Source organism: Brenneria populi, from assembly GCF_036016195.1.
GTDB classification, from domain to species: Bacteria; Pseudomonadota; Gammaproteobacteria; order Enterobacterales; family Enterobacteriaceae; genus Brenneria; species Brenneria populi.
This window is the reverse complement of record NZ_JAYWTM010000007.1, coordinates 60,947-85,942: the sequence shown is the minus strand read 5'-3', so window position 1 is coordinate 85,942 and position 24,996 is coordinate 60,947. Positions and strand designations below refer to the sequence as shown.

Genomic DNA, 24,996 nt, shown 5'->3' with positions numbered 1-24,996 from the left:
CGCTGCCTACAGTTTCGGTTGAATACGGCGCTGCAGTAAATTAATCAGCAGCAACATAATGAAAGACACCAGCAGCATAAATACGCCAATTCCGGTCGCGCCTTTATAATCATACTGATCGAGTTTAGAGACGATCAGCAACGGCAAGATTTCTGTTTTAAAAGGAATATTGCCCGCGATAAACACCACGGAACCGTACTCCCCCACGCCGCGGGCGAACGCCAGCGCAAAGCCGGTCAGCCAGGCGGGAAGCAGCGCCGGGATCAGCACATGGCGGAATACCTGCAGCGGACGCGCGCCGAGACAGGCCGCCGCCTCCTCGATCTCTTGCGGAATATCGGCCAAAACGGGCTGCAGCGTCCTGACGACAAACGGCAGGGTGACGAAAATCAACGCCAGCGTAATGCCGATGCCGGTATAGGCGATTTTAAAAGGAAACAGCGAACCGATCAGACCGTTCGGCGCATACAGGGCCGTCAGCGCGATCCCCGCCACGGCCGTCGGCAGCGCAAAAGGCATGTCGATCATCGCGTCAATGACCTTGCGGCCGGGAAAGGTGTAGCGCACTAACACCCATGCCAGCAGCGTGCCCAGAATACCGTTGATAAAAGCGGCCATCAGCGCCGTGCCAAAGGAGAGACGAAGAGAGAAAAGCACCTGTCGGCTGGTAATCAGGTCCCAAAACTGCGCCAGCGTCAATTGGCTGGCGTAAAGAAACATCCCTGCCAACGGAATAAGTACAATCAACCCTAAATAACTTAAGCTGAAACCTAAAGTTAATCCGAAACCGGGAATTACCGGGGAGCTACGTTGTGACATACGGCGCCTTTAATAGTCATACTCAATGATTCTGGCAAAACCAAACCTTCGCCGACGAATCAAAGCCGCTGGTTTCAGCGGCTTTCCAACATCAGAAATCCGTTATTTACTTATTAATTTCCTGGAAGATTTTGTCGAACACGCCGCCATCGTTGAAGAATTTATCCTGTGCGGCTTTCCAACCGCCGAAGTCTTTATCGATGGTGACCAGATTCACCGGCGCAAACTGCGCTTTAAACTCTTCGGCGATTTTGGCATTGCGCGGACGATAGAAGTTTTTACCGATAATCCGTTGCGCCTCATCGCTGTAGAGGTATTGCAGATAGGCATCCGCCTGTTTGCGCGTGCCTTTGCGATCGACCACCTTGTCCACCACCGCGACCGGGGGTTCGGCCAGAATGGAGAGCGACGGGGTTACAATTTCAAGCTGATCGCCGCCCTGCTCTTTCAAAGAGAGGTAGGCTTCGTTTTCCCAGGCCAGCAGCACATCGCCCAACTGACGCTGCACGAAACTGATTGTCGACCCGCGGGCTCCGGTATCCAGCACCGGCGCATGGCGATACAACTCCGTCACGAATTTCAGCGCCGTTTCGTCATTGCCGCCGGGCTGCGCTTTGGCGTAGGCCCAGGCCGCCAGGAAATTCCAGCGCGCCCCGCCGGAGGTTTTCGGATTCGGCGTAATCACTTCAACGCCCGGCTTAATCAGGTCGCCCCAATCCTTAATTTGCTTGGGATTGCCCTTTCTCACCAGAAAAACGATGGTGGAGGTATAGGGCGTACTGTTGTCGGGCAGGCGAGCCTGCCATTTGGGATCGATGATTTGCTGATTCAAATTCAGCGCGTCGATATCGCCGGCCAGCGCCAGCGTTACCACGTCGGCCTGTAGGCCGTCGATAACGGATCGCGCCTGTTTACCCGATCCGCCGTGCGAATTTTTAATGGTGACGTCCTCGCCGGTGGTCTCTTTCCAATGTTTGATAAAAGCGGCGTTATATTGCTGATAAAGCTCACGGGTAGGGTCGTAAGAAACATTCAGTAACTCTGTTGCCGCGGAGGCGACGCCGGAAAACAGTAGCGCTGCTGTAGCAAGAGATAATCCCAGACGGCGAATTGACATCATTATCACTCCCTAAAATTGAACGGTATTTTTACCTGTCATTTTTCAAATTACAGCAATTTCGGCTGCCTTCCGCCCTGGAACAAACGCTTAATGCATTATCATTTCTGATGTATTGCATTAGCTAAGCGCCAAAATCGCCGGCGGCTTGCTTTACACAGCGCGGGTCCGCAAGGCGGCGGTCAAAACGCCCGCCATAAAAATAACGAGAATGTTGCTGATTTGCGTAGTCAGCCGGCACGGCCAGCAAACTAACGATACGGAAGTGACAATAGAGGATATGGGAAAGTGGCAAAAATACTGTTTCGCGATAATTTATGCTATAGCGTTATATTGTTTATGGTTATGTAATAGTTTTCAATCTAAGTAAATAGAGCGCCCGCAGGCGCCCGAAGATAAAAGGCAGAGCCGGGTATAAAAATACCCGGCGTTAACCGCGCGGATTATTGCATCAACAGATAAATATTACTGTCGCCGCGGCGGATGCTCAGCGCCAGCACCGCCGGCTTGCTGTCCAGAATTTTACGCAGCTCGCCGAGGTTCTGAACCGGCTGCTGATTCACGCCCAGGATAATGTCATCCTTTTTCAAGCCGATTTTCGCCGCCGCCGATCCCGCCTTCACGTTATCGACTTTGACGCCTTTCTGGCCGTCGACCTGGGTATTGCTTAATTCGGCGCCTTCAATGCCGGAATACAGATTCCCCGACGCCACCTGCGCCTGAGTGCTTTGCTGCAGCGTAACTTCCACCGTAACGGGTTTGCCGTCACGCAGCAGGCCCAGCGACAGCTTGCTGCCGACCGGCAATGAGCCGACCTGCGCCCGCAATGCCGCGAAACTGCTTATCGCCTTGCCGTTTAGCGACACGATGACGTCACCGGCCTTAATGCCCGCTTGTGCCGCCGCCGATTTCGGTTGCACCTGGCTGACGAACGCGCCGCGCTGCGCATCGACTTTCATCGCCTGGGCCAGTTCCGAATTCAGCTCCGTCCCGGTGATGCCCAGTTCGCCGCGCTTCACTTCGCCGAATTCGACGATCTGGGCGACCAGGCTTTTCACCATATTGCTGGGGATCGCAAAGCCGATGCCGATATTGCCGCCGTCGGGCGCCAGAATCGCGGTATTTAAGCCAATCAATTCGCCGTTCAGGTTAACCAGCGCGCCGCCGGAGTTGCCGCGGTTGATGGCGGCGTCGGTTTGGATGAAGTTTTCATAATTTTCGATATTCAGCCCGCTGCGCCCCAGCGCCGATACGATCCCGGAGGTCGCCGTTTCGCCCAGGCCGTACGGGTTGCCGATCGCAACGGTGTAATCTCCCACGCGCAGCTGATCGGAGTCGGCCATTTTGATCGCCGTCAGGTTCTTGAAACTCTGTAGCTGCACCAGCGCGACGTCGGAACGGGGATCTCTGCCGATCACCTTGGCGTCATATTTACGGCCGTCATTGAGACGAACCTGAATTTTATCCGCATTGTCCACCACATGGTTATTCGTTACCACATAGCCTTTTTCCGCGTTGATGATCACGCCCGCGCCCAATGCCTGAAAAGCCTGCTGGCGGGATGGCGAGCCGTCGCCCTCATCCCCGCCCTGGCACATGGGGGACTGCTGAAACGGGGAGCCGTCCTGACAGAACGGGGAGTCTTCGCCGAAGAACGGTTGCAGCTGCTGCGGGATCTGTTCTCTGGCGACGCTGGTGTGTCCCTCTACGGCGATACTCACTACCGAAGGCATAACTTTTTCCAGCATCGGGGCCAGGCTTGGCAGTTGATTGGAGGAGGATGAAGAAGGGACTAACTCCGCCGCGTTCGCGCCGAGCGGTCCCATCGCCATTGCGAGACTGAATGTCAGCGCACTTAAAACCAGTGATTTTCTTTTCATGGGAATATATCTCACAGTAATCAACGATCGGGCTCTCACAGCCTTTATACCCTTTATCTTATCGGTCAAGATACGAGGCAGATACGAGGCGTGCTGTATGAGATAAATATGGATCAACTTGGTTCATTAATGGAAGATGCTGAACCGTAAGAAAATATTGGGTCTCTTTACAAAAGTTATTATTCCGCGGCCATCAGGCGCCGGTATTCATCGTAGGCATAAAGGTCGGTCATGCCGCTGATATAATCCTGCAGCAGGCGCGCCCGGAAATAATACTCGCGGATTTCCTGTTCTTCATAAGCGAGATGTCGCAGGCTCTCCACGGCCTCCCGGTAAGCTAGGCAGTGTTTGCGCGATAGCTTATGGTAAAGCCGGGTTTCGATAGGATAGCGCTTATGGGTATCATCATTCACAAGCCGGCTGAACTCCGGGCACGGCATCTCAAGCAACGGGCTGTAGATATCCAGCAGTCCGCGAATAACCCGGTCCCCCTGCAGCTCCAACTGCTCCACCTCATGGTGGTTAAAGACATGCTTAATCGCCACCCTCTTGAATATTTTCAGTAATTTATTTGGCTGACTTTCGTCTTCCAGCAACGCCTGATTAAACGCCCCGGCATAAATTGCCGGCAGATTATCCATAAAGCGCTGCGCGGCATGAGGCACCAGTTGGCCGACGGTATACACCCGCAGATTCATGAAAAACTGATCGTCATGGCTGCGCCACTTCAGACGATCGCGCTCGTCATAGGCGCGGCCGATGGTTTTGGCAAAAATATCCTTCTCGCCGACGCTGTCCCAGTTCTCCCGCAGACGTTCGTAGAGCGTGTCGATCGTCAGAATATCTTTCTCGACGGCATCCTCCAGATCCGCGATGCAGTAAGAAATATCGTCGGCGGCCTCCATAATGTAAGTCAGCGGATGGCGGTGAAACTCCCCCATCCCCAGTTCTTGGCGCAGCGCGGTTACGAACGCCTCTTCCGCCAGGTAATAACCCGGTTTCTTCATCAGATAATCGAACTGCGCGGGAAGCTCTCCGCGCCAGTAAGCGGGACGGGTATATTTCAGTATGCATCCCACCTGGCCGTAGGTGAGATTCAGCTTCAGCAAGGTATGCACCAGCCGGATTGCCTGGGCGTTGCCTTCAAAGTTGCTCAGATCCTGCCGGATTTGACCACGCAGATCGTCAAGCCCATCCTGACGCATACGCAATGCGCCAACCTTGCAGCCATCCTCACCATGCCGGGCCTCGACATCCAGATAAGCGATATCCAGAAGTTTTCTAAACCACTGGTTAATCGCCGATTCGCCAAAATGGCCAAAGGGCGGATTACCAATGTCGTGCATCAGGCACGCCATTTCCACCATGCTTTCAAATGGCGCCTCGCCATCCGCCAGCCCTAACTCCCGCAGCCGATCTTCCGCTTGCAGACGGTGCAGAATTTCTTTGGCGATGTAGCGGCCGACCTGCTGAACCTCCATGGAGTGCGTCAGGCGGGAGCGGACCGCGGCATTACGTTCCAGCGGAAACACCTGGGTTTTTTGCTGCAGGCGGCGGATGGCGGCGGAGTTGACGATACGCCCGCGATCGCTCTCAAACTGACGCACGATCGCATACCTATCCTCAGCCGTTTTGGCGCGGCTGAAATGGCGCTGGAAACTCATCTTCTTGGCAAAATCGATATCGGACATACCATTCCCCATGTCAAACGACGGCGGCGTTGCTCCCCGCACTCCATCTCATCCCGTAAGCCATGATAGACTAGCCGACGCTACACTCATGCTATTTATAACAAAATTTGTGGGGAATACTATGAAAGTCGGCATTATCGGAGCTATGGAGCAAGAAGTTACCCTGCTTCGCGATCGTATCGAAAACCGCCAGACCCTACGGCGCGCGGGTTGTGAAATTTACACCGGCCGATTACACGGCATTGATGTCGCCTTGTTAAAATCCGGCATCGGCAAAGTTTCCGCCGCGCTGGGCACCACATTATTGCTGGAGCACTGCCGGCCGGATATGGTGATTAACACCGGCTCGGCCGGCGGACTGGCCGCGACGCTGAAGGTCGGCGATATCGTGGTTTCCGATGAGGTTCGCTATCACGACGCCGATGTCACCGCCTTCGGCTATGAACCCGGACAGATGGCCGGCTGCCCGGCGGCGTTCATCGCGGATGAGGGGCTGATTGCGCTGGCCAAAGACGCCATCGCCAAGCTACAGCTGAACGCGGTGCGCGGTCTGATCGTCAGCGGCGACGCGTTTATCAACGGCGCGGAGCCGCTGGCCCGCATCCGTAAAACCTTCCCTCAGGCTATCGCGGTAGAGATGGAAGCCACGGCAATCGCCCATGTTTGTCACCAATTTGCGCTGCCTTTCGTCATCGTTCGGGCGATTTCCGATGTCGCCGACCAGGAATCGCACCTGAGCTTCGACGAATTTCTGGCGGTGGCCGCCCGGCAATCCACCCACATGGTAGAGACCATGCTGCGAGCGCTGGCCGAACGTCGGTAGCCTCACAATGAAATTACGGATTCACTCTCTTTGCGGGGTATTGCTCTTTTTTACCTTAGCCGCGGCCAACGCGGCGCCGCAGCGCGTGATCAGTCTGGCGCCGCATGCCACCGAAATGGCATTCGCCGCCGGGATGGAAACGCAGCTAGTAGCGGTCAGCAGCTGGTCCGACTATCCTCCCGAAGCCCGTAAGCTGGAGCAGGTCGCCTCCTGGCAGGGAATCAATCTTGAACGGATCCTGGCGCTGAAACCCGATCTCATTCTGGCCTGGCGCGAAGGCAATCCGCAAAGACCGCTGGAGCAACTCGTCAATTTTGGCATTCCGATCGTCTATCTGGATCCCAAAACCCTTGATGATATTCCCAACATGCTGGAAAAGTTGGCGCACTACAGTACGCATCCCGAGCAGGCGGATCAGGCCGCCGCCGCGCTGCGCCGGCAGCTGGCGGAATTGCGGCGGCGATACGCCGACAACCGCCCGATCCGGGTTTTTATGCAGTTTGGCTCCCACCCGCTGTTCACTTCGGCGCACGGCACCTTGCAAAGTCAGGTCGTCTCGCTGTGCGGCGCGCGGAATATTTTCAGCGACAGCCCGGTGCCTTGGCCGCAGGTCAGCCGGGAACAGGTGTTAATGCGCAAGCCGCAGGCGATTATCATCAGCGGTTCTTCAGAGGGCGCCGCCGCTACGCAGGCATTTTGGCGGCCGCAGCTATCCGTTCCGGTCGTCGAAGTCAATGAGGATTGGTTCAACCGCAGCGGACCGCGCCTAATGCTGGCGGCGCAGCACATTTGCCGGCAATTGGCCGAACTGAAAAAAAATGATTAACAGATTGGAGCCTATACGATAAGTCATCTAACTTATTAATTATTAATCACTATTTAAATAAAACATCTTGTAACACCATCGCTGTTTTCGCCGCGGCGATTTGCCTATAATCTCACCACACTAATTGAAATACAGGCAACTCGCCGACAAAAACCTCGTCTGCCATAGCCGCGCGCCGGTAATGCGCAAGATGAAGGATAGAAATTATTTTTAAGCCTGAACGGGCTCTTTTCAACACCGGGTAAACTGAAAATGAAATATTTCTTGCTCCGCGCGGGCTTGCTTCTGGCTGCCTGCGATCCGGCTTATGCGGGCAATAGCGGCGGACAAATCGACGCCAGACTGGTTATTCTGCCGGCATGCGGCGTTGAATCAACGCACAACCGCCATCAGATAAAATGCAACGTCGCCCGTATGCCACAACCTAAAATCACTGAATCGCGAATACCGATACCCACTGAACGGGAGGCGTCAGCCGTTGCCACAGCAGAAAACAAGGCGGAGGAAGCGCGTCTGATTACCATTGAGTGGTAATTCAATCCGGCAAAAAGCCCCGCGCAAGCGTTCAGATTGCGCGGGGCTTAGCGTTTTAGACGGGAAAAGTGAATCAGATACTGAAAGACGAACCGCAGCCACAGGTGGTTTTGGCATTCGGATTGCTGACGACAAAGCGCGAGCCTTCCAGACCTTCGGTGTAGTCGACCGAGCCGCCGACCAGGTATTGCAGACTCATGGGGTCGACCACCAGCGCTACGCCCTGCTTTTCAATGGTCATATCCCCTTCGTTGACCCGATCGTCAAAAGTAAAACCGTACTGGAAGCCGCTGCAACCGCCCCCGGTAATATAAACCCGCAGTTTCAGCTCCGGATTTTCCTCATCAGCAATCAGGAGTTTCACCTTTTTCGCCGCTGCATCGGTAAATTGCAGAGGCAATACCGCTTCATCGCTCATTTTCTTACTCCCAACCTAATTCTTATCAGGTAATACGCAACTTATTCGATTATACCCTAAATAATTCCAGTTGCAGGACAAAAACGGCAAAGCGTTTTTGCACAACGCCTACACGCTGGCCCGTCGGGTGAGCCCGCACCGGGTTCGTCATTTCCGCGAAAGGCCTAGGGTCATGAGCGGGCAACAAAGCCAACGCACATGCAGCCTGAAGTATGACGCCTATTATTCAATAGCGAATTAAAACGTTCAAGATTTGACATCGGCGGACGCATGATGCCCCTTATCATGCAGCGCCGGCGCCTGACGCTGGAGCGTACGCGCCAGGATAGCGGAATATAACGGCTTCCCGCCCAAAAACTGAGCCAGCAGCGTCGCCCCCAGACAGGTGATGATCATCGGCAAAATCAATTGGTAGTTATCCGTCATTTCCAGCACCAGCACGATGCCGGTCAGCGGCGCCCGAACGGATGCGGCGAATAATGCGCCCATTCCGGCAATCGCGAAGGTTCCGGCGCCAAGCGCATAATCAGGAAATAGCTGACCGGCCCCCATGCCAAAAGCGGCGCCGAGCAGCGTTCCCAGCGCCAGCATCGGGGCAAAGATACCGCCGGGCGCCCCCGAGCCGAAACAGATCAGCGTCATCAAGACGCGAACCAGGAAGATGATCAATAACAGACCGATGCTATAGTGTTCCGCCGCCGCCAGCGGTATCAGCGCGAAACCGCCGCCGGTCGCCGCGTTAAACAGCAGGGATAAAATACCGCAAACGCCGCCGGCAACCGCGCCGACCAATAAAAAACGCGGCAAACTCGAGGCATGAAACTGTAAAAAAAGCGCCTGCGCGCGCAATACCAGCGCGTTGAACACCACGCCGACCACGCCGAAAACCATTCCCAGCACCAGATACAGCCACAGGGTATTGACTGGCGCGGCGGCGAGTTTCCCCACGGCGATCACCGCCTGTTCACCATTAAACAAGCGGAATACGATGCTCGACATAATGACGCCCAGGAATACCGCTTTTATTGAAATGAGGCTGTAACGAAACTGCGGACGCATCTCTTCAATGATGAACAAAATCCCCGCCAGCGGGGCATTAAACGCCGCCGACAGACCCGCCGCCGCCCCCGCGGCCAATAAGGAGTGGCGGCCGTCGCGCAACCTTTTGGGCAGGAGATCCGCGATCATGCCGCCGATATTCCCCCCCAGTTGCACCGTCGGCCCCTCACGCCCCAGCACCATGCCGGATCCCAACGTACCGATCCCGCCGAAAAACTTCACCGGAATCACGCGCCGCCAGCGGACCGGGCGCAGCTCCTCAAGCGCGCCTTCAATTTCGGGGATGCCCGATCCGCCCGCCTCAGGCGCAAAACGCCGCACCAGATAATAACCAAAGACCGCCAGCAGCGCGGAGATGAAAAATGCCGTCGGCCATACCATCCAACCACGCACCGATTCAGTCAATACCGACATTCGCAGAGCCAAAACCCCGTTTACGGCTTTTTCAAAGGCGACGCCGATCAACCCGACCAGAGTGCCGACCAGCGCCGCCAATGCCAAAATCAGAGCCGGTGTTTTATCACGCCGCATAAACTGCCCGATCGCAGCGCCGCGTTTACGATCGGTGGGAAAAGAAGGGGAAGCCAATCTCGTCACAGGAATCCATATCAACTAATGAAGAAGTCACGAACAAAGGGAGTAATTTTAACCCTTAACGATGAGATTGCACCCCAAAAGCACTCCCGTAACCCGTATCGGAATAAAACGATCGTCGCACAACGATTTTCATAACCGTAGTCAGTTGATTAGAATGGCCTGACTTTCCACGACAAACGTAACGTCAGGATCCTTTAATGAATAAATCTGAAAGTCTGTACGCCGCGGCGCAACAGCTCATTCCGGGCGGCGTCAATTCGCCGGTGCGCGCGTTTAACGGCGTCGGCGGCGCGCCTCTGTTCATCGAGCGGGCGGACGGAGCCTATCTTTACGATGCCGATGGCAAATCCTATATAGATTACGTCGGCTCCTGGGGGCCGATGATATTGGGACATAACCACCCGGCCGTACGCCAGGCGGTCATCGCCGCGGCCGAACGCGGATTAAGCTTTGGCGCCCCGACGGAAATGGAAGTTCGGATGGCGCGGCTGGTGACCTCGCTGGTGCCGACCATGGAGATGGTGCGCATGGTCAACTCCGGCACCGAAGCGACCATGAGCGCCATCCGTTTGGCGCGCGGCTATACCGGCCGCGATAAAATCATCAAGTTCGAAGGCTGCTATCACGGCCATGCGGACTGCCTGCTGGTAAAAGCCGGCTCCGGCGCCCTGACGCTGGGTCAGCCCAACTCCCCTGGCGTGCCGGCGGATTTCGCCCGTCATACCCTGACCTGTACCTACAACGACCTGGCATCGGTACGCGCCGCCTTTGAGCAATATCCTGAAGAGGTCGCCGCGGTTATCGTCGAGCCCGTCGCCGGCAACATGAACTGCGTGCCTCCGCTGCCGGAGTTTCTGCCGGGGCTGCGCGCGCTATGCGACGAGTTCGGCGCGTTATTGATCATCGATGAAGTGATGACCGGATTTCGCGTGGCGCTGGCCGGCGCGCAGGCGCACTACGGCGTAACGCCGGATTTGACCTGCCTGGGCAAAATCATCGGCGGCGGTATGCCGGTGGGCGCCTTTGGCGGCCGGCGCGAAGTAATGCAGGCGCTGGCGCCTACCGGCCCGGTTTATCAAGCCGGCACTTTATCGGGCAACCCCATCGCGATGGCGGCCGGTTACGCCTGCCTGACGGAAGTCGCCAAGCCCGGCGTACATCAGCGGCTTACCGAGCTCACCCGCCAGCTCGCCGACGGACTGGCGGCCGCGGCGAAAAACGCCAATATTCCACTGGTGATCAATCAGGCTGGCGGGATGTTTGGACTATTTTTCACCGCGGCAGAGCGCGTCACCTGCTATCAGGAGGTGATGACGAGCGACGTAGAGCGTTTCAAACGTTTCTTTCATATGATGTTGGAAGAGGGAGTTTATCTGGCGCCTTCCGCCTTCGAAGCCGGCTTTATGTCTCTGGCCCACAGCCAGCAGGATATCGAGCGCACTATCGACGCTGCGCGCCGCAGCTTCGCGCAGCTGTAAGCCCATATCGCGCGTCACGAAGATTGTAACGCGCGACTAACTTTCGCTGCCCGGCGCGATGCCGCTCATTTCGCAGGCCAGCGCGCCTGCGCGCTTAAGCGCGTAGGTGTATCGCTCATCAAAGGGATAACAGCAGGAGAGGCGAATCGCATGTTGGCAGCGGTCGCTCAGGGTATACAGCGCGCCGGGCGTCACGCTGATTTTCTCCTGCAACAGGCGATGAAACAACGCTACGCCGTCCACATTACCCGGCATCTCCAGCCAGAAGACAAAGCCGCCCTGCGGTTGCGTGGCGCGGGTGCCTTGCGGAAAATGGCGGGCGATCAATCCGCGCGCCTCATCCAACTGGGCGGCATAGCGGCGGCGCAACGTGCGCAGATGATGGTCGTAGCCGCCTGATTCCAGAAATTGCGCCAGCGTCTCCGACAGCAAAGTAGACTCCGCCATTGACGACACCGCTTTTAGCCGCGCCACCGTCGCACTGAACCGCCCCGCGGCCATCCAGCCAATACGGAAATCGGGCGCCAGCGTTTTCGTAAAACTGGAACAATAAATCACCCAACCGTCACGATCGAACGCCTTAACCGCCGGAGAGAGCGGCCAGCTAAACTGTAGCTCGCCATACAAACCGTCTTCTATCAACGGCACTTGATAATCGTTAACCAGTTTCGCCAGCCGCTTTTTATCCTCCAGCGTCATGCTGCAACCCAGTGGATTCTGCACATTGGGCATGGCGACGATCGCCTGAAGCCGTTGCTCTGAAAGCAGCAACTCCAATGCGTCCAATGAAAGCCCGCGCTGCGGGCTGGTCGGAATTTCCACCGTTTTCAGTCCCAGACTAGCCAGCAGAGGAAACAGGTAAAAATAGGTTGGCGTTTCCAACCCCACGCAATCGCCCGGCCGGGTCACGGCCCGTAATGCCAGTTGCAATGCCTCCATGCAGCCATGGGTCACCGTGATATCGCCGCCGCTCAACGCCATGCCGGACTCCATCGCCCGCCGCGCCACTTCGCGCCGCAGCCGCTCACTGCCGGGCGGTAGGGCATAGCGGCCAATCATGTCCGGCTGACGGCGCAATAGCGAAGCGGTAATACGGCCGATCTTCGCGACGGGATAAAAATCGCTATTTTGTGGACAGGCGAGAGAAATGTTGAGGTAATCGGGATGATTTTGCGCGGCAAAGACCGAATCAATCAGATCCAATTTATCGCTGCTTGGCGAGATAACCTGCGCACGGTGCTGCCGGGTTTTCGTCAACGACGGCAAACGTCCGCGCACAAAATAGCCTGATTGCGGGCGGGCTTCGATCAGACCGCGATCCTCAAGGATACGCCAGGCATTAAGCACGGTATTCACACTAACCTGATGCGATCCCGCTACGCGACGGATTGCCGGTAAACGGCTCCCCGGCAACCAGGTTCCCTGATGGATCGCCGCCGCAAAGGTTTCGGCCAGTTGCTGATAAAGCGTATTTTCTTGTGGATCGATAATGGACACAATCACCTCGCCAATCGATGGGTACAATTAAGAATTAATCCAAACTGTGCTCATTACAATAGTATTTTCCTGTAACTGTTACCATTATTTTATTCCACTTATTATGGCGTTCTCATTCAGCGTTATAAGGAAAGCACCATGCTCGATCCCTCTTTTTTCAGCTACGTTACCGTCATGTCGATTACTCCCGGTCCCAACAACCTGCTGCTGGCGACCTCCGGGGTCAATTTCGGCATACGCCGCACCCTGCCGATGCTATTGGGCATTATGCTTGGCTGCGGGGTGCAAACGGCACTGATGGGCGTGGCGCTGGAGTGGCTGCTGAGCTGGATGAGCGCGGTAAGACTGCCGCTCACCGTGCTGGGATGCGGCTATCTGCTGTGGCTTTCCTGGAAAATCGTACGGGCGTCCGCACCGGAATTACGCAGGAAAAGCAAGCCGATGACCCTGCTTCAGGGCGCGCTGTTCCAGGCGGTCAACCCCAAGGCCTGGCTGATGGCCAGTAACGTGGCATTGCTCTATACCGCCAGCAGCGGCATTTTCACCATCATGTTCGCCTTCATGGCGCTAAACCTGCCATGCATTCTGATATGGGCGGCAATTGGCGACCAAATCGGCAAACATCTTCAAGAGCCCTGGAAATTGCGGTTGTTCAACACGATTATGGCATTGTCGCTGGTGATCACCGCTATTTGGATGCTGCTGGAGGCGATCGACATTCCCGCATAACAGATTGAGAGTCAATTATCGTTTTTCAGCATCAAATTGGAAAAGCGGAGGATGGCAGTCTGAGAAATAATGCGAAAAAATATCCCCCGAACGCTCGGGGGATAAAAGAAGAATTACTGGCCGAACATTTGCCTAATCCAGTCCGCGACGCCGTCGCCGTTTTGCTGCTCCGGCTGGGCCGCCTGCTGCGCCGGCCTGGACTGGCAGAGCGCCTGCGGGTTATCCGTCCAGACCGGCAGCCGCCGCCCGGCGCTGCTGCCGTTACAGACAAAGTTACCGTTGGCGTCCACGGTCATGGCGGTGATGCCTTCCGGCGGCGTCAGCATCAGCGGCAGCGGCGTCTGGTTTTCCAGATAGCGGCGATAGAGCGTCAATGCGCCATTCGCCCCGGTCAGCTTCGCCGGCCCGTTGTTATCCCGCCCGACCCAGCTTATCGCCACTTCCTTGCCGTCCACACCGGCAAACCAGCTATCGCGCAGATCGTTGGTGGTGCCGGTTTTCGCCGCCAGATGATAATTCGGGAATTTGACCGCCAGCGAACGCGAAGTCCCCCGTTCCACCACCTGCTGCATGCCGTACAGCGTCAGATAGGCCGCCTGGGCGGGAACGGCGCGTTCGGCCTGCGGGAAGCTCTGATACAGCACGGTGCCGTCTTCGGCGATCACCGAGCGTAAAGACGACAGCGGCGCGCGATTTCCGCCGCTGGCTATCGTCTGATACTCCTGCGCCACTTCCATCGGCGTCAGGCTAATCGCCCCCAGCAGCATTGATGGCACGGGTTCGATAACGTTGGCGGGAATACCCAGCTTCTTCAGCGTCGCCGTCACCTGATCCAACCCGACGGCCATCCCCAGATTGACCGTCGGCACGTTCAGCGAATTGGCCAGCGCATCGACCAGCATCACGCGCCCGCGGAACTGGCGATCGTAGTTTTTCGGCTGCCACAGCTGGCCGTTGGGCTGCTTCATCGACAGCGGCTCGTCCGCCAGCCAGGTATTCAGACGATAGGTGTCCGGCTGGCTCAGCGCCGTCAGATAGGTGGCCGGTTTGGCCAGCGACCCGACGGGGCGGCGCGCCTGCAGGGCGCGGTTAAAGCCGGCATATTGGGTCTGCGATCCGCCGACCATCGCCCGGATCTCGCCGCTGAAACGGTCGACGATCACCATGGCGGCCTCCAGATCGTTGACGCCGCGCGCGGCCCTTAAGGCCGGAATCCCCTCCTCTACCGCTTTTTCCGCCGCATCCTGCGAAACGGGATCGAGGGTAGTGAAAATCTTCACGCCGGAGAGATCGCTGACCTTATCGCCCAGCCTTTGCTGCAACTCCTGACGCACCAACTGCATAAAGGCGGGCTGAGGGCTGATGACGCCGCCCCTGGGCTGCACGCCCAGCGGACGCGCGCTCAGCATATTATACAGATCGGCATCGATAACCTGCTGATTCTGAAGCAAGCGTAGTACCAGGTTGCGGCGCTCCAGCGTGATTTTGGGGTTACGCCACGGGTTATACAGCGACGCCCCTTTCACCATGCCCACCAGTAGCGCCTGCTGATCGAGACTGAGCTCATTCACCGGGCGGCCGAAATAGTAGAGGCTGGCCAGCGGGAATCCGCGGATCTGATCGCTGCCGCTCTGACCGAGATACACTTCGTTGAGATACAGCTCCAGAATGCGATCTTTGCTGTAGCGATAATCCATGATCAGCGCCATATAGGCTTCATTCGCCTTACGCCACAGGGACCGCTCATTGGTGAGGAACAGGTTTTTAACCAGCTGTTGCGTCAGCGTACTGCCCCCCTGGATCGCCCGGCCGGCGGTGATATTGGCTAAAAACGCGCGGCCGATCGAATAGAAACTGATGCCGTCATGCTGATAAAAATGGCGATCCTCGGTCGCCACCAGGGTATCCACCAACAGATCGGGGAAGCCGGAGCGCGGCACGAACAGACGCTGCTCGCCGTTCGGCGACTGCATCATGGTGATCAATTTCGGATCGAGACGGAAGAAGCCGAAGTTGCGCTGATTATCCAGATTCTGGATCTGCGCCAGACGATCGTTGCTGAACGTCAGACGGGCGCGAATCTGCCCCTCTTTACCGTCGGGGAAATCGAAAGGCCGGCGCAGCATTTCAATGCTGTTGCCGCGCACGCTGAATTCGCCGGGACGGGTAATGCGGCTCACCTGGCGGTACTGCATCCCCTCCAGCAGACTGATCATCTCCTTCAGGTTATAGGACATGCCGGGTTCAAGATTGACCATACGTCCATACACCGCCGCCGGCAGTTGCCATACCTTGCCTTCGATGCGGGTGCGAATTTGGCTATCGAGATATACGCCGTAAATCGCCATCGCCACGGCGAAAATCAACGCCAGCTTGATGAACAGCCCCAGCCAGCGGCGTCTCTTGCGCGGTTTGCCCGTCATTGCGTCCTCATCATCATAGCCGCCGTCATCGTCATCAAACTCATCCCGTTCGTCTTCATAATCGTCATCATAGTCATCATCCCTGCGGCGCCGAATCTCCTGCCTGCGCGCAGGTTTACGTCCCGACGTTTTTCCTTTACGTCCAATAGGTTCGCGGTCATCCCGAGACATGCTTGTTGCTTCTCCGTCAGGTTGTAACAGCTATCCGCTTTACGCTTAAGCCGCCTTACTCTGTTTCCCGCGCCCTGCTCAAGGAAGAGGAAACATCTGAAATTAGTGCTTCTGATATCTCTTGGTGCGCCGCGTCGGCAGCGCATTCGCCGGATCGTCCGGCCAGACATGTTTGGGGTAACGCCCCTTCATCTCTTTTTGCACTTCGCGATAAGCGCCCTGCCAGAAGGCCGCCAGATCGCGCGTAATCTGCAAGGGGCGCTGGGCCGGCGACAACAGCTCCAGCACCAGCGCGACGCGCCCTTCCGCCAGCATCGGACTCTGGCGCTCGCCGAACATCTCCTGCATCCGCACCGCCAATACCGGCGGCTTATCCTCATAATAGGTAATCGCCAGCCGGCTGCCGCCCGGCACGGTGTAGTGGCTGGGCAACGCGCTATCCAGCCGCTGGCGTAAAGGCCAATCCAGCAAACGCATCAACGCCTCGCTCAAATCGATTTGGCGCAGCGCGCGTAAATCCCTGACTCCGGACAGAGAGGGCTGCAGCCAGAGCTCCAGCGTCGCCAGCAGGCTCTCATCATCGGCCGCGGGCCAGTTTACCTCGGGCAGCCACCGCCGGGCGCACAGCAGCCGAACGCGCAACTGTTGCGCCGCCGTATCCCAATTCAGCGCGCCAAGCCCCTGTTCCCGCAGCCAGGCCAACATCGCCCGCTGCAACGCCTCGTCCGAGGGCTTATTCAACGGACGGGAACGCAGCGTCAGGCAGCCGATCCGACTCTGTTCGCTGGCGCGCAGCGTACCTTTTTCTTCGTCCCAGCGCACCACATTATGTTCGCTAATCAAGCCGGGCGCCTGTTGCTCCAAACGTTCGATATCCAGCGGCAGCGCCAGCAGAATGCGCGCGTCCGCATTATGGTCGTTCTGTAATAGCGCGGGCGCCAGCAGCCAGTCGGCGCCGGACAGCGCCTCGTCCGCCGGCATCATCGCCCCGGCGCCGTTCGCCAGTTGGTAGCGGCCGTCCTGACCGCGCCGCCGGGCGATGCGATCGGCGAATCCCCGGGCCAGCAGCCAGGCGGCCCATCCCTCGTCAATACGGCCGGCCTCCGACGACAGCCGGCGCACAAGCTGCTGCGAACGCCGCAGCCAGTGCGGCAGCGGACGATGCAGCCAGTCCAGCAGATTTATCGCTCCCCCGCGCGGCGGCTCTTCCAGTATCGCCGCCAGGCATCCGGCCGTCGCCAGCGCGTCCCGATGCTGCCGCCGTGCCGTAATCAGCATCGCCGCCAGCCGCGGATCGCACCCGAGGGCGGCGACTTTCCGTCCTTCCTCAGTCAACTTGCCCTGCCCGTCGGTAACGGCGAGCTGGCGCAGCAGCCGGCCGGCCGCCTGTAAAGCGGGCGGCGGCGGCGCATCCAGCCAGATTAATTGCCCGGCGTCCGCGCAGCCCCACTGCAACAGATCCAGCCAAAAACCGCTGAGATCGCTATTCAATATTTCGGCATCGCTCTGTGCGGCGGCGCGTTCGGCCTGTTCACGGGAACAGAGGTGCCAGCAAATACCGGCGCACAGCCTGCCGGCCCGCCCGGCGCGCTGCACCATCGATGCCTGGCTGATGCGCTGCGTCACCAGACGGGTTAAACCGCTTTTGACGTCAAAACGCGTCGTGCGTTCCAGGCCGCTGTCCACCACCAGACGAATGCCCTCGATGGTTAGACTGGTTTCGGCAATGTTGGTCGCCAGCACCACCTTGCGCCGTCCTTGCGCCGGCGGCAGAATGGCTTTCTGCTGCTCCGCCAGCGTCAGGGCGCCGTACAGCGGGCACAGGTCGACATCATCCGCCACGCTGCCCGCCAGCAGGGCGTTTACCCGCTTGATTTCGGCCACGCCGGGTAAAAACAGCAGCATCGACCCGGGCTGTTCGTGCAATAAACGTCTCGCCTGACGGGCGACGCCCTCTTCCAGACGTTCCTGGCCGTTTAACGGAAAATAGTGGCGCTCGACCGGATAACTGCGCCCTTCAGAAACCACCGCCGCCGCGTCGGGCAGCAGCGCCGCAAGCCGCGCATTGTCCAGCGTGGCGGACATGATCAGCAGCTTTAAATCCTCACGCAGCCCTTGCTGCACATCCAATAGCAGCGCCAGCGCCAGATCGGCCTGCAGGCTGCGTTCATGAAATTCGTCCAGGATAACCAGCGCCACGCCGTTCAGTTCGGCGTCCTGCTGCAGCATGCGCGTCAAAATGCCTTCGGTGACCACTTCCAGGCGGGTCGCCGGGCCGACGCGGCTTTCCGCGCGCATCCGGTAGCCCACCGTCCCGCCGGGCTCTTCGCCCAACTGCTGCGCCAGACGCCAGGCGACGCTTTTCGCCGCCAGACGACGCGGCTCCAGCATAATGATCTTTCCGTCCGGCGCGCCCTGACGAAGCAGCTGTAGCGGCAGCCAGGTTGATTTCCCCGCGCCGGTCGGCGCATGCAATAAGACCTGAGGCGAGGTGCGCAGCGCGGCTATCACCTCATTCAGTACGGCGCTGACGGGCGGTAAAATCACAGAAATCTCCGTAAAGGTTAATGCCGATCGTTTAAGCGTCGAGATACCCGGGGCGAGGCGTCCCGACGGGAACCTCCCTCTGCGTTTCGCCTAAAAATCGGCTTAAGTGAACGGTATTACCGTATAAAGTTAACTTTCAACGGCCGACATTGTAGCATTGGATGGAATCAGAACTTAAGAGAGCGACATGCAGCCTACCCGACGCCTGTTTTTTGCCCTACCGCTGCCGGAAAAAGCGCAGCGGGAGATCGTCCGCTGGCGCGCCGAGCGTTTTCCGCCGGAGGCCGGCCGCCCGGTTGCGGCCGCCAATCTTCACCTGACGCTCGCGTTTCTCGGCGAGGTCAGCGCGCAAAAGGAACAGGCGCTGCGTACGCTGGCGGGACGCATCGGCCAAGCTGAGTTTACGCTCGACCTCAACGATGCCGGCCACTGGCCGCGCCCCGGCGTCGTCTGGCTGGGCTGCCGGCAGGCTCCCCGGGGGCTATTGCAACTGGCCGATCTACTGCGATCGCAGGCGGCGCGCAACGGCTGCCATCAAAGCGCGCAGCCGTTCCACCCGCATATCACCCTGCTGCGCGGCGCCACCAGGCCGGTCGCTCTGCCGCCCGCGGATTTCAACTGGCCGGTAGCCATGCGCCATTTTTCCCTGTATCAGTCGCTGTTCGAAAATGGCAAAACGCGCTATCAGACCATCGCAAGCTGGCCGCTAACAAAACAAAAATAGGATCCCGATGCAATATACGCCCCGCTTACAGCCGGCCCGGTTAATTAAGCGCTACAAACGTTTTCTCGCCGACGTAGTGACGCCGGAGGGAAAAACGCTCACCATCCACTGCGCCAATACCGGCGCCATGACCGGATGCGCAACCCCCGGCGATACCGTCTGGTACTCCACCTCGGATAACCCCAAACGTAAATATCCGCACAGCTGGGAGTTGACCGAAACGCAGCGCAACGACTGGATTTGCGTCAATACGCTGCGCGCCAACGCGCTACTGCGCGAAGCGTTATCGGCCAACCGGGTGGCGCCGCTGGCCGGCTATACCTCCTGCCAGAGCGAAGTGAAGTATGGCGCGGAAAACAGCCGCATCGACCTGCTGTTACAGGCGCCGGACAAGATTAACTGCTATATTGAGGTGAAATCCGTTACATTATTGCAACATGGACAGGGTTACTTCCCTGACGCCGTCACCCTTAGAGGACAAAAGCACCTGCGCGAACTGCGGCAGGTGGCCGCCAACGGCGAACGGGCCGTGCTATTTTTCGCGGTGTTGCATTCGGGAATCAAACAGGTTTCTCCCGCCCGGCATATTGACCCGCGTTATGCCGAATTATTCACCGCAGCGCAACAACAGGGGGTTGAAGTTTTATGTTACGGCTCCACATTATCCCCGGACGGCATCAAATTAACCGAGCCGTTGCCGATACTGATAGCACGATAAATAAAGTGATTATGGCAATAATATGCTAACACCTTGTTTATCATCTGATGATAAGACGTTATTCCTCACACTTTATCAGGCCGGTGTCAGGAAGCATTGCCAACCTAATCTTCATCTGCTATTTATAGCGGCCTGTTTTCCCCCTTGGGGGGTCGATATACCCAGTAAATTGGATTTGCAGTAAGGCAAAACGAATGCATCTGGCGCACTTACGCAGGTAGGTTATTCAGGTAAATGAGAGCTGCTAACAATGCTGTAACTTCGAATAAGAAGGGTATAGTGCGTGTCGTGTTATGTAGGAGAAGCAGCATGCAAGAAGGGCAAAACCGTAAGACATCTTCTCTGAGCATTCTCGCAATTGCCGGAGTAGAGCCGTACCAGGAGAAGCCGGGCGAAGAGTATATGAACGACGCTCAGCTGGCTCATTTCAAGCGTATTCTTGAAGCATGGCGCAACCAACTCAGGGATGAAGTGGATCGTACTGTATCGCATATGCGTGATGAAGCAGCTAATTTTCCCGATCCGGTGGATCGCGCAGCTCAGGAAGAAGAGTTCAGCCTCGAACTGCGTAACCGCGATCGCGAACGTAAGCTGATCAAGAAGATCGCTAAAACGTTGCAAAAAATCGAAGACGAAGACTTTGGTTATTGCGAGTCCTGCGGCGTAGAGATCGGCATCCGTCGTCTGGAAGCCCGTCCAACGGCTGATTTGTGTATTGACTGCAAGACGCTGGCGGAAATACGCGAAAAGCAGATGGCAGGATAACTATTCACCCAACGGCCTACCCCTGCGGGCAGAATAATCTCGCCCGGGGATAGGCTACGCGGGGTGCTCCCCCGCTTAACCGATTGAAACGGAACATTCGCCGCTGTTCTACCGCGCTATGTCGTGTTTACCCGTGAATAGCGGCGCCGTTTTTACTTATTATGCCCGAAACAGATCATTACATCGGTCGCTTCGCTCCCTCCCCATCCGGCGATCTACACTTTGGTTCGCTGATTGCCGCGCTCGGCAGCTATCTGCAAGCCCGCGCCAGACGAGGACGCTGGCTGGTGCGCATTGAAGATATCGATCCCCCGCGCGAAATTCCCGGCGCCGCCGCGCGAATACTCTCTCAGTTGGAACATTATGGCCTTTATTGGGACGGCGAGGCGACCTATCAGTCGCAGCGCCACGCGCTTTATCAACAGGCGCTGCGCTGGCTCGCTCAACAGGGGCTGAGTTACTACTGCACCTGTACCCGCAGCCGTATCCGTCAGTTAGGCGGCCGCTATGACGGCCACTGCCGGGATCGCGCCCTGCCCGCGGCGGGCGCCGCTATCCGCATACGCCAGACTTCGCCGGTATTGAGCTTCCATGACGGCCTGAGCGGTGAAATTTACGCCGACCCGGCGCTCGCCGGCGAGGATTTTATTATTCATCGGCGCGATGGGCTGTTTGCCTATAATCTGGCGGTGGTGGTCGACGATAGCGACCAGAACGTAACGGAAATCGTACGCGGCGCGGATCTGATCGAACCGACGGTGCGGCAAATTTCGCTATACCGTTTACTGGGGCGGCGGGAGCCCGATTATATTCACCTGCCGCTGGTGCTGAACGCGGACGGGCACAAATTATCCAAACAGAATCACGCCCCGGCGCTGCCGGAGGGCGATCCGCGCCCGGTATTAATCGCCGCCCTGGAGTTTCTGCATCAGCCGCTGCCGGAGAGCTGGCAAGACTTAACCCTTACGGCGCTGCTCGAGTGGTCCGTGGCCCACTGGTCGCTTGCCGCAATCCCGCGGCAGGAGGCGAAAATCGGCCGGCGATCACTTCAGCATTCTCAAACAGGGCCTGGTGAGCTATGATTAGCCGCTATTTTTTGGGCGGGCCGCCGCTGGCGGCGTTAAAAACTTCTCCCGGAAGTTTTTTATGGCGGGCTATCCCTGCCCGCCACCCTTACGGGCCGTCGCCGGGAGCGACGTTAAAAACGTCTCCTGGAAGTTTTTTATGGCCATGTATTTATTAATTATTCATCATTATCGAGGTGTATTATCTTTACCCGAGTCGCTAATTTTTGCCGTAAAGTGCTGAGCCGTGAGAACGAAACGGTCAAAGCCGAGGAGCCGCGTCAACATCTGACCGTGATCCCGCGCGACCAACATAATATTTCACGCAGCGATATCAGCGATAATGCGCTGAAGGTACTTTATCGTCTAAGCAAAGCGGGCTTTGAGGCGTATCTGGTCGGCGGCGGCGTTCGCGACCTGCTGTTGGGCAAAAAGCCGAAAGATTTTGATATCACCACCAGCGCGACGCCCGAACAGGTGCGTAAGCTGTTCCGCAACTGCCGCCTGGTCGGCCGCCGCTTCCGTCTGGCCCACGTGATGTTCGGGCCGGAAGTGATCGAGGTCGCCACGTTCCGCGGGCACCACGATCGGCATCAGGAACAAAGCGAAGAGAAGAATTCAGCCCAGCAGGCCCAGAACGGCATGCTGCTGCGCGACAATATTTTCGGCTCCATTGAAGAAGACGCGCAGCGCCGCGACTTCTCCATCAATAGCCTCTATTACAGCATCGCCGATTTCACCGTGCGCGATTACACCAACGGCCTAAACGATCTGCGCCAGGGCGTGATCCGCATGATCGGCGATCCGGAAACCCGCTATCGCGAAGATCCGGTACGCATGCTGCGCGCCGTTCGCTTCGCCGCCAAGCTGGGTATGACCATCAGCCCTGAAACGGCCGAACCGATCCCCCGCCTCGCCGCTCTGCTGCACGATATTCCGGCGGCCCGGATGTTTGAAGAGTCGCTGAAGCTGCTGCAGACGGGTTACGGCCATCCGACCTACAAAATGCTGTGCGAATACCAGCTTTTCCAGCCGCTGTTCCCGCTGATCAGCCGTAACTTTACCGCCGCCGGCGACACCACGCTGGAGCGGATGATCGAACAGGTGCTGAAAAACACCGACCAGCGCCTGCAAAACAATATGCGGGTCAATCCGGCGTTTCTGTTCTCCGCCATGCTGTGGTATCCGCTGATCGAACATGCGCAGAAACTGGCGCAGGAGAGCGGTCTGGCCTATTTCGACGCGTTTTCCCTGGCGATGAACGACATTCTGGATGAACAATGCCGCTCGCTGGCGATCCCCAAACGCATTACGTCGTTGGTGCGCGACATTTGGCAGCTGCAGCTGCGCCTGTCGCGGCGTCAGGGGAAGCGCGCCTACAAACTGATGGAGCATCCCAAGTTCCGCGCGGCCTACGATCTGCTCTGCCTGCGGGCTGAAATCGAAAAGCATCAGGACCTTCTGCGCCTGGCGCAGTGGTGGAGCGAGTTCCAGGTGGCCGTGCCGCCGCGTCAACAATCGATGCTAAATTCGCTGGACGACGGCCCGACGCCGCACCGCCGCTCCCGTCCGCGGCGTTCCAGAAAACCGGCCGCCGCGGGCAGAGACAAAGCCTGATGACGCGCGTCTATCTGTCTTTGGGCAGCAACCTCGCGCAGCCGTTGCAGCAGGCGCATGCCGCTCTGAGCGCGCTGGATAGCGTGCCGCAAACCCGCCTGGTCCGCCGCTCCTCTTTTTACCGCAGCCGCCCTTTGGGCCCGCAGGATCAGCCCGATTACCTGAACGCCGTCGCGGAGCTGGAAACCGCTCTGGACGCGGAGCAACTGCTGGATCATACGCAAGCCATCGAGCGGGAACAGGGGCGGGTGCGCAAGGCGCAGCGCTGGGGGCCGCGCACGCTGGATCTGGACATTTTGCTGTTCGGCAACGAGGTTATCCGCAGCGCGCGGCTCACCGTGCCCCACTACGACATGAAAAACCGCGAGTTTATACTCTATCCGCTGGCGGAGATCGCCCCTGAGCTGGTTTTTCCCGACGGCACGTCGCTTTCCGACGTTCTGATCAACGTCGATCGCAACGGATTAACCCTTTGGGACGGCCGCGGCGGCTGATGCCCCGTTCATTGAAGCGCGCGTTTGATCGCTATCGCTGCCCGCCGGCATCCATTAGAATGATCCCCTGCGATTCTTCGTCCTATTACTTGATTTCAGGAAGGCTGTCATGAAACCGACGACCCTATCTCACTTGCGCCAATGGAAACAGGAACAGCGGAAATTCGCCTCGATTACGGCTTACGACGCCAGCTTCGCCCGTTTATTTTTCGAACAGGGGATCCGCGTAATGCTGATTGGCGACTCGCTGGGGATGACGCTGCAAGGACACGACTCGACCCTGCCCGTCACCCTCGACGACGTGGTTTACCACACCCGCTGCGTGCGCCGCGGCGCGCCGCTGGCGCTGGTGCTTGCCGATATGCCGTTTATGAGCTGCTCAACGCCGGAACAGGCCTGCGACCAGGCGGCGCAGCTGATGCGCGCAGGCGCCAATATGGTGAAGATGGAAGGGGGCGCCTGGCTGGCTCCCACCGTGCGGATGCTAACGGAACGCGCGGTTCCGGTCTGCGGCCATTTAGGTCTTACGCCCCAGTCGGTCAACATCTTCGGCGGTTATAAAGTGCAGGGCCGGGATGAAGCGGCGGCCAATCAACTGTTCGACGACGCCCGCGCCCTTGAGCAGGCCGGCGCGCAGCTGCTGGTGCTGGAATGCGTTCCGGTCGCGCTGGCGCAGCGCATCACGCAAGCCCTCGCCATTCCGGTTATCGGCATCGGCGCGGGCAACGTCACCGACGGACAAATCTTGGTCATGCATGACGCCTTCGGCATCACGGGCGAAAAAACGCCGAAATTCGCCAAGAATTTTTTAGCGCAAAGCGGCGACATACGCGCGGCCGCGCGCCTTTACGCGCAGGAAGTCGAACAGGGCATTTATCCGGCCGAAGAACACTCTTTTCATTAAAAAACCGCAGTTTGCAGCATGACGGATATATACCCCTAAATAAATCGAGCCGCAGCCGGCACGGCGACGGCCTGAAATATGGCGGGGAGAGCCGCTTTCGT

The 24,996-nt window shown here is 57.9% G+C and carries 20 protein-coding genes and 1 pseudogene; 12 read left to right on the top strand and 9 right to left on the bottom strand.

What is annotated here, in order from left to right; translation table 11 throughout:
- Nucleotides 1-6: 6 nt before the first annotated feature.
- The 4 genes from cysT to dgt form a co-directional block, all read right to left on the bottom strand.
- A complete protein-coding gene (gene cysT, locus VSX58_RS10290; RefSeq protein ID WP_327617983.1) occupies nucleotides 7-819 on the bottom strand; it encodes a sulfate ABC transporter permease subunit CysT in 813 nt (270 codons plus the stop codon).
- A gap of 106 nt (nucleotides 820-925) precedes the next feature.
- On the bottom strand, nucleotides 926-1,936 hold the full coding sequence (locus VSX58_RS10285) for a sulfate ABC transporter substrate-binding protein (RefSeq protein WP_327618213.1): 1,011 nt from the start codon (nucleotides 1,934-1,936) through the stop codon (nucleotides 926-928).
- A 443-nt stretch (nucleotides 1,937-2,379) separates the two neighbouring features.
- Nucleotides 2,380-3,816 carry a serine endoprotease DegP gene (gene degP, locus VSX58_RS10280; protein ID WP_327617982.1) on the bottom strand — a complete coding sequence of 479 codons (1,437 nt, stop codon included), beginning with the start codon at nucleotides 3,814-3,816 and terminating at the stop codon, nucleotides 2,380-2,382.
- 179 nt (nucleotides 3,817-3,995) lie between these two features.
- Nucleotides 3,996-5,507, bottom strand: coding sequence for a dGTPase (dgt, locus tag VSX58_RS10275; RefSeq protein WP_327617981.1), 1,512 nt, complete (start codon nucleotides 5,505-5,507; stop codon nucleotides 3,996-3,998).
- 121 nt (nucleotides 5,508-5,628) lie between these two features.
- On the opposite strand from dgt, the gene mtnN reads away from it, so the two are divergent.
- From mtnN to VSX58_RS10260, 3 genes are all read left to right on the top strand, one after another.
- Nucleotides 5,629-6,330 carry a 5'-methylthioadenosine/S-adenosylhomocysteine nucleosidase gene (gene mtnN / locus VSX58_RS10270; RefSeq protein WP_327617980.1) on the top strand — a complete coding sequence of 234 codons (702 nt, stop codon included), beginning with the start codon at nucleotides 5,629-5,631 and terminating at the stop codon, nucleotides 6,328-6,330.
- Nucleotides 6,331-6,337: 7 nt separating this feature from the next.
- Nucleotides 6,338-7,156 carry a vitamin B12 ABC transporter substrate-binding protein BtuF gene (btuF, locus tag VSX58_RS10265; RefSeq protein ID WP_327617979.1) on the top strand — a complete coding sequence of 273 codons (819 nt, stop codon included), beginning with the start codon at nucleotides 6,338-6,340 and terminating at the stop codon, nucleotides 7,154-7,156.
- 252 nt (nucleotides 7,157-7,408) lie between these two features.
- Nucleotides 7,409-7,690, top strand: coding sequence for a hypothetical protein (locus VSX58_RS10260; RefSeq protein WP_327617978.1), 282 nt, complete (start codon nucleotides 7,409-7,411; stop codon nucleotides 7,688-7,690).
- Nucleotides 7,691-7,763: 73 nt separating this feature from the next.
- On the opposite strand, the gene erpA is transcribed toward VSX58_RS10260, so the two are convergent.
- Together erpA and clcA are read right to left on the bottom strand one after the other, a co-directional pair.
- Nucleotides 7,764-8,108: an iron-sulfur cluster insertion protein ErpA gene (gene erpA / locus VSX58_RS10255; protein WP_327617977.1), complete on the bottom strand. Its 345-nt coding sequence runs from the start codon at nucleotides 8,106-8,108 to the stop codon at nucleotides 7,764-7,766.
- 246 nt (nucleotides 8,109-8,354) lie between these two features.
- Complete coding sequence (gene clcA, locus VSX58_RS10250; RefSeq protein WP_407654862.1) at nucleotides 8,355-9,764, bottom strand: H(+)/Cl(-) exchange transporter ClcA; 1,410 nt, start codon at nucleotides 9,762-9,764, stop codon at nucleotides 8,355-8,357.
- Nucleotides 9,765-9,961: 197 nt separating this feature from the next.
- On the opposite strand from clcA, the gene hemL reads away from it, so the two are divergent.
- A complete protein-coding gene (gene hemL / locus VSX58_RS10245; RefSeq protein ID WP_327617975.1) occupies nucleotides 9,962-11,242 on the top strand; it encodes a glutamate-1-semialdehyde 2,1-aminomutase in 1,281 nt (426 codons plus the stop codon).
- A gap of 36 nt (nucleotides 11,243-11,278) precedes the next feature.
- Here hemL and VSX58_RS10240 read toward each other — a convergent pair whose 3' ends face one another.
- Nucleotides 11,279-12,739 carry an aminotransferase-like domain-containing protein gene (locus tag VSX58_RS10240; protein ID WP_327618211.1) on the bottom strand — a complete coding sequence of 487 codons (1,461 nt, stop codon included), beginning with the start codon at nucleotides 12,737-12,739 and terminating at the stop codon, nucleotides 11,279-11,281.
- A gap of 138 nt (nucleotides 12,740-12,877) precedes the next feature.
- On the opposite strand from VSX58_RS10240, the gene VSX58_RS10235 reads away from it, so the two are divergent.
- Entirely contained in the window at nucleotides 12,878-13,468 is a 591-nt protein-coding gene (locus VSX58_RS10235; RefSeq protein WP_327617973.1) for a LysE family translocator, read from the top strand.
- Between the two features lie 113 nt (nucleotides 13,469-13,581).
- On the opposite strand, the gene mrcB is transcribed toward VSX58_RS10235, so the two are convergent.
- Entirely contained in the window at nucleotides 13,582-16,062 is a 2,481-nt protein-coding gene (gene mrcB, locus VSX58_RS10230; protein ID WP_327617971.1) for a bifunctional glycosyl transferase/transpeptidase, read from the bottom strand.
- A gap of 102 nt (nucleotides 16,063-16,164) precedes the next feature.
- Nucleotides 16,165-18,609, bottom strand: coding sequence for an ATP-dependent helicase HrpB (gene hrpB, locus VSX58_RS10225; protein ID WP_327617970.1), 2,445 nt, complete (start codon nucleotides 18,607-18,609; stop codon nucleotides 16,165-16,167).
- Nucleotides 18,610-18,796: 187 nt separating this feature from the next.
- On the opposite strand from hrpB, the gene thpR reads away from it, so the two are divergent.
- The 7 genes and pseudogenes from thpR (at nucleotide 18,797) to panB (ending at nucleotide 24,895) form a co-directional block, all read left to right on the top strand.
- Complete coding sequence (gene thpR, locus VSX58_RS10220) at nucleotides 18,797-19,333, top strand: RNA 2',3'-cyclic phosphodiesterase (RefSeq protein WP_327617969.1); 537 nt, start codon at nucleotides 18,797-18,799, stop codon at nucleotides 19,331-19,333.
- A 7-nt stretch (nucleotides 19,334-19,340) separates the two neighbouring features.
- Nucleotides 19,341-20,051 (top strand): DNA/RNA nuclease SfsA, encoded by a 711-nt coding sequence (sfsA, locus tag VSX58_RS10215; RefSeq protein ID WP_327617968.1) that lies wholly within the window; start codon nucleotides 19,341-19,343, stop codon nucleotides 20,049-20,051.
- Between the two features lie 309 nt (nucleotides 20,052-20,360).
- Nucleotides 20,361-20,816 (top strand): RNA polymerase-binding protein DksA, encoded by a 456-nt coding sequence (gene dksA / locus VSX58_RS10210; protein WP_136168102.1) that lies wholly within the window; start codon nucleotides 20,361-20,363, stop codon nucleotides 20,814-20,816.
- 161 nt (nucleotides 20,817-20,977) lie between these two features.
- Nucleotides 20,978-21,891 (top strand): annotated as a pseudogene (gene gluQRS / locus VSX58_RS10205) (tRNA glutamyl-Q(34) synthetase GluQRS).
- A gap of 193 nt (nucleotides 21,892-22,084) precedes the next feature.
- A complete protein-coding gene (gene pcnB, locus VSX58_RS10200; protein ID WP_327618210.1) occupies nucleotides 22,085-23,497 on the top strand; it encodes a polynucleotide adenylyltransferase PcnB in 1,413 nt (470 codons plus the stop codon).
- A complete protein-coding gene (gene folK, locus VSX58_RS10195) occupies nucleotides 23,497-23,991 on the top strand; it encodes a 2-amino-4-hydroxy-6-hydroxymethyldihydropteridine diphosphokinase (RefSeq protein ID WP_327617966.1) in 495 nt (164 codons plus the stop codon). The genes pcnB and folK overlap by 1 nt, the downstream gene beginning before the upstream one ends.
- A gap of 109 nt (nucleotides 23,992-24,100) precedes the next feature.
- Nucleotides 24,101-24,895, top strand: a complete 795-nt coding sequence (gene panB / locus VSX58_RS10190) for a 3-methyl-2-oxobutanoate hydroxymethyltransferase (RefSeq protein ID WP_327617965.1) — start codon at nucleotides 24,101-24,103, stop codon at nucleotides 24,893-24,895.
- Nucleotides 24,896-24,996: the final 101 nt, after the last annotated feature.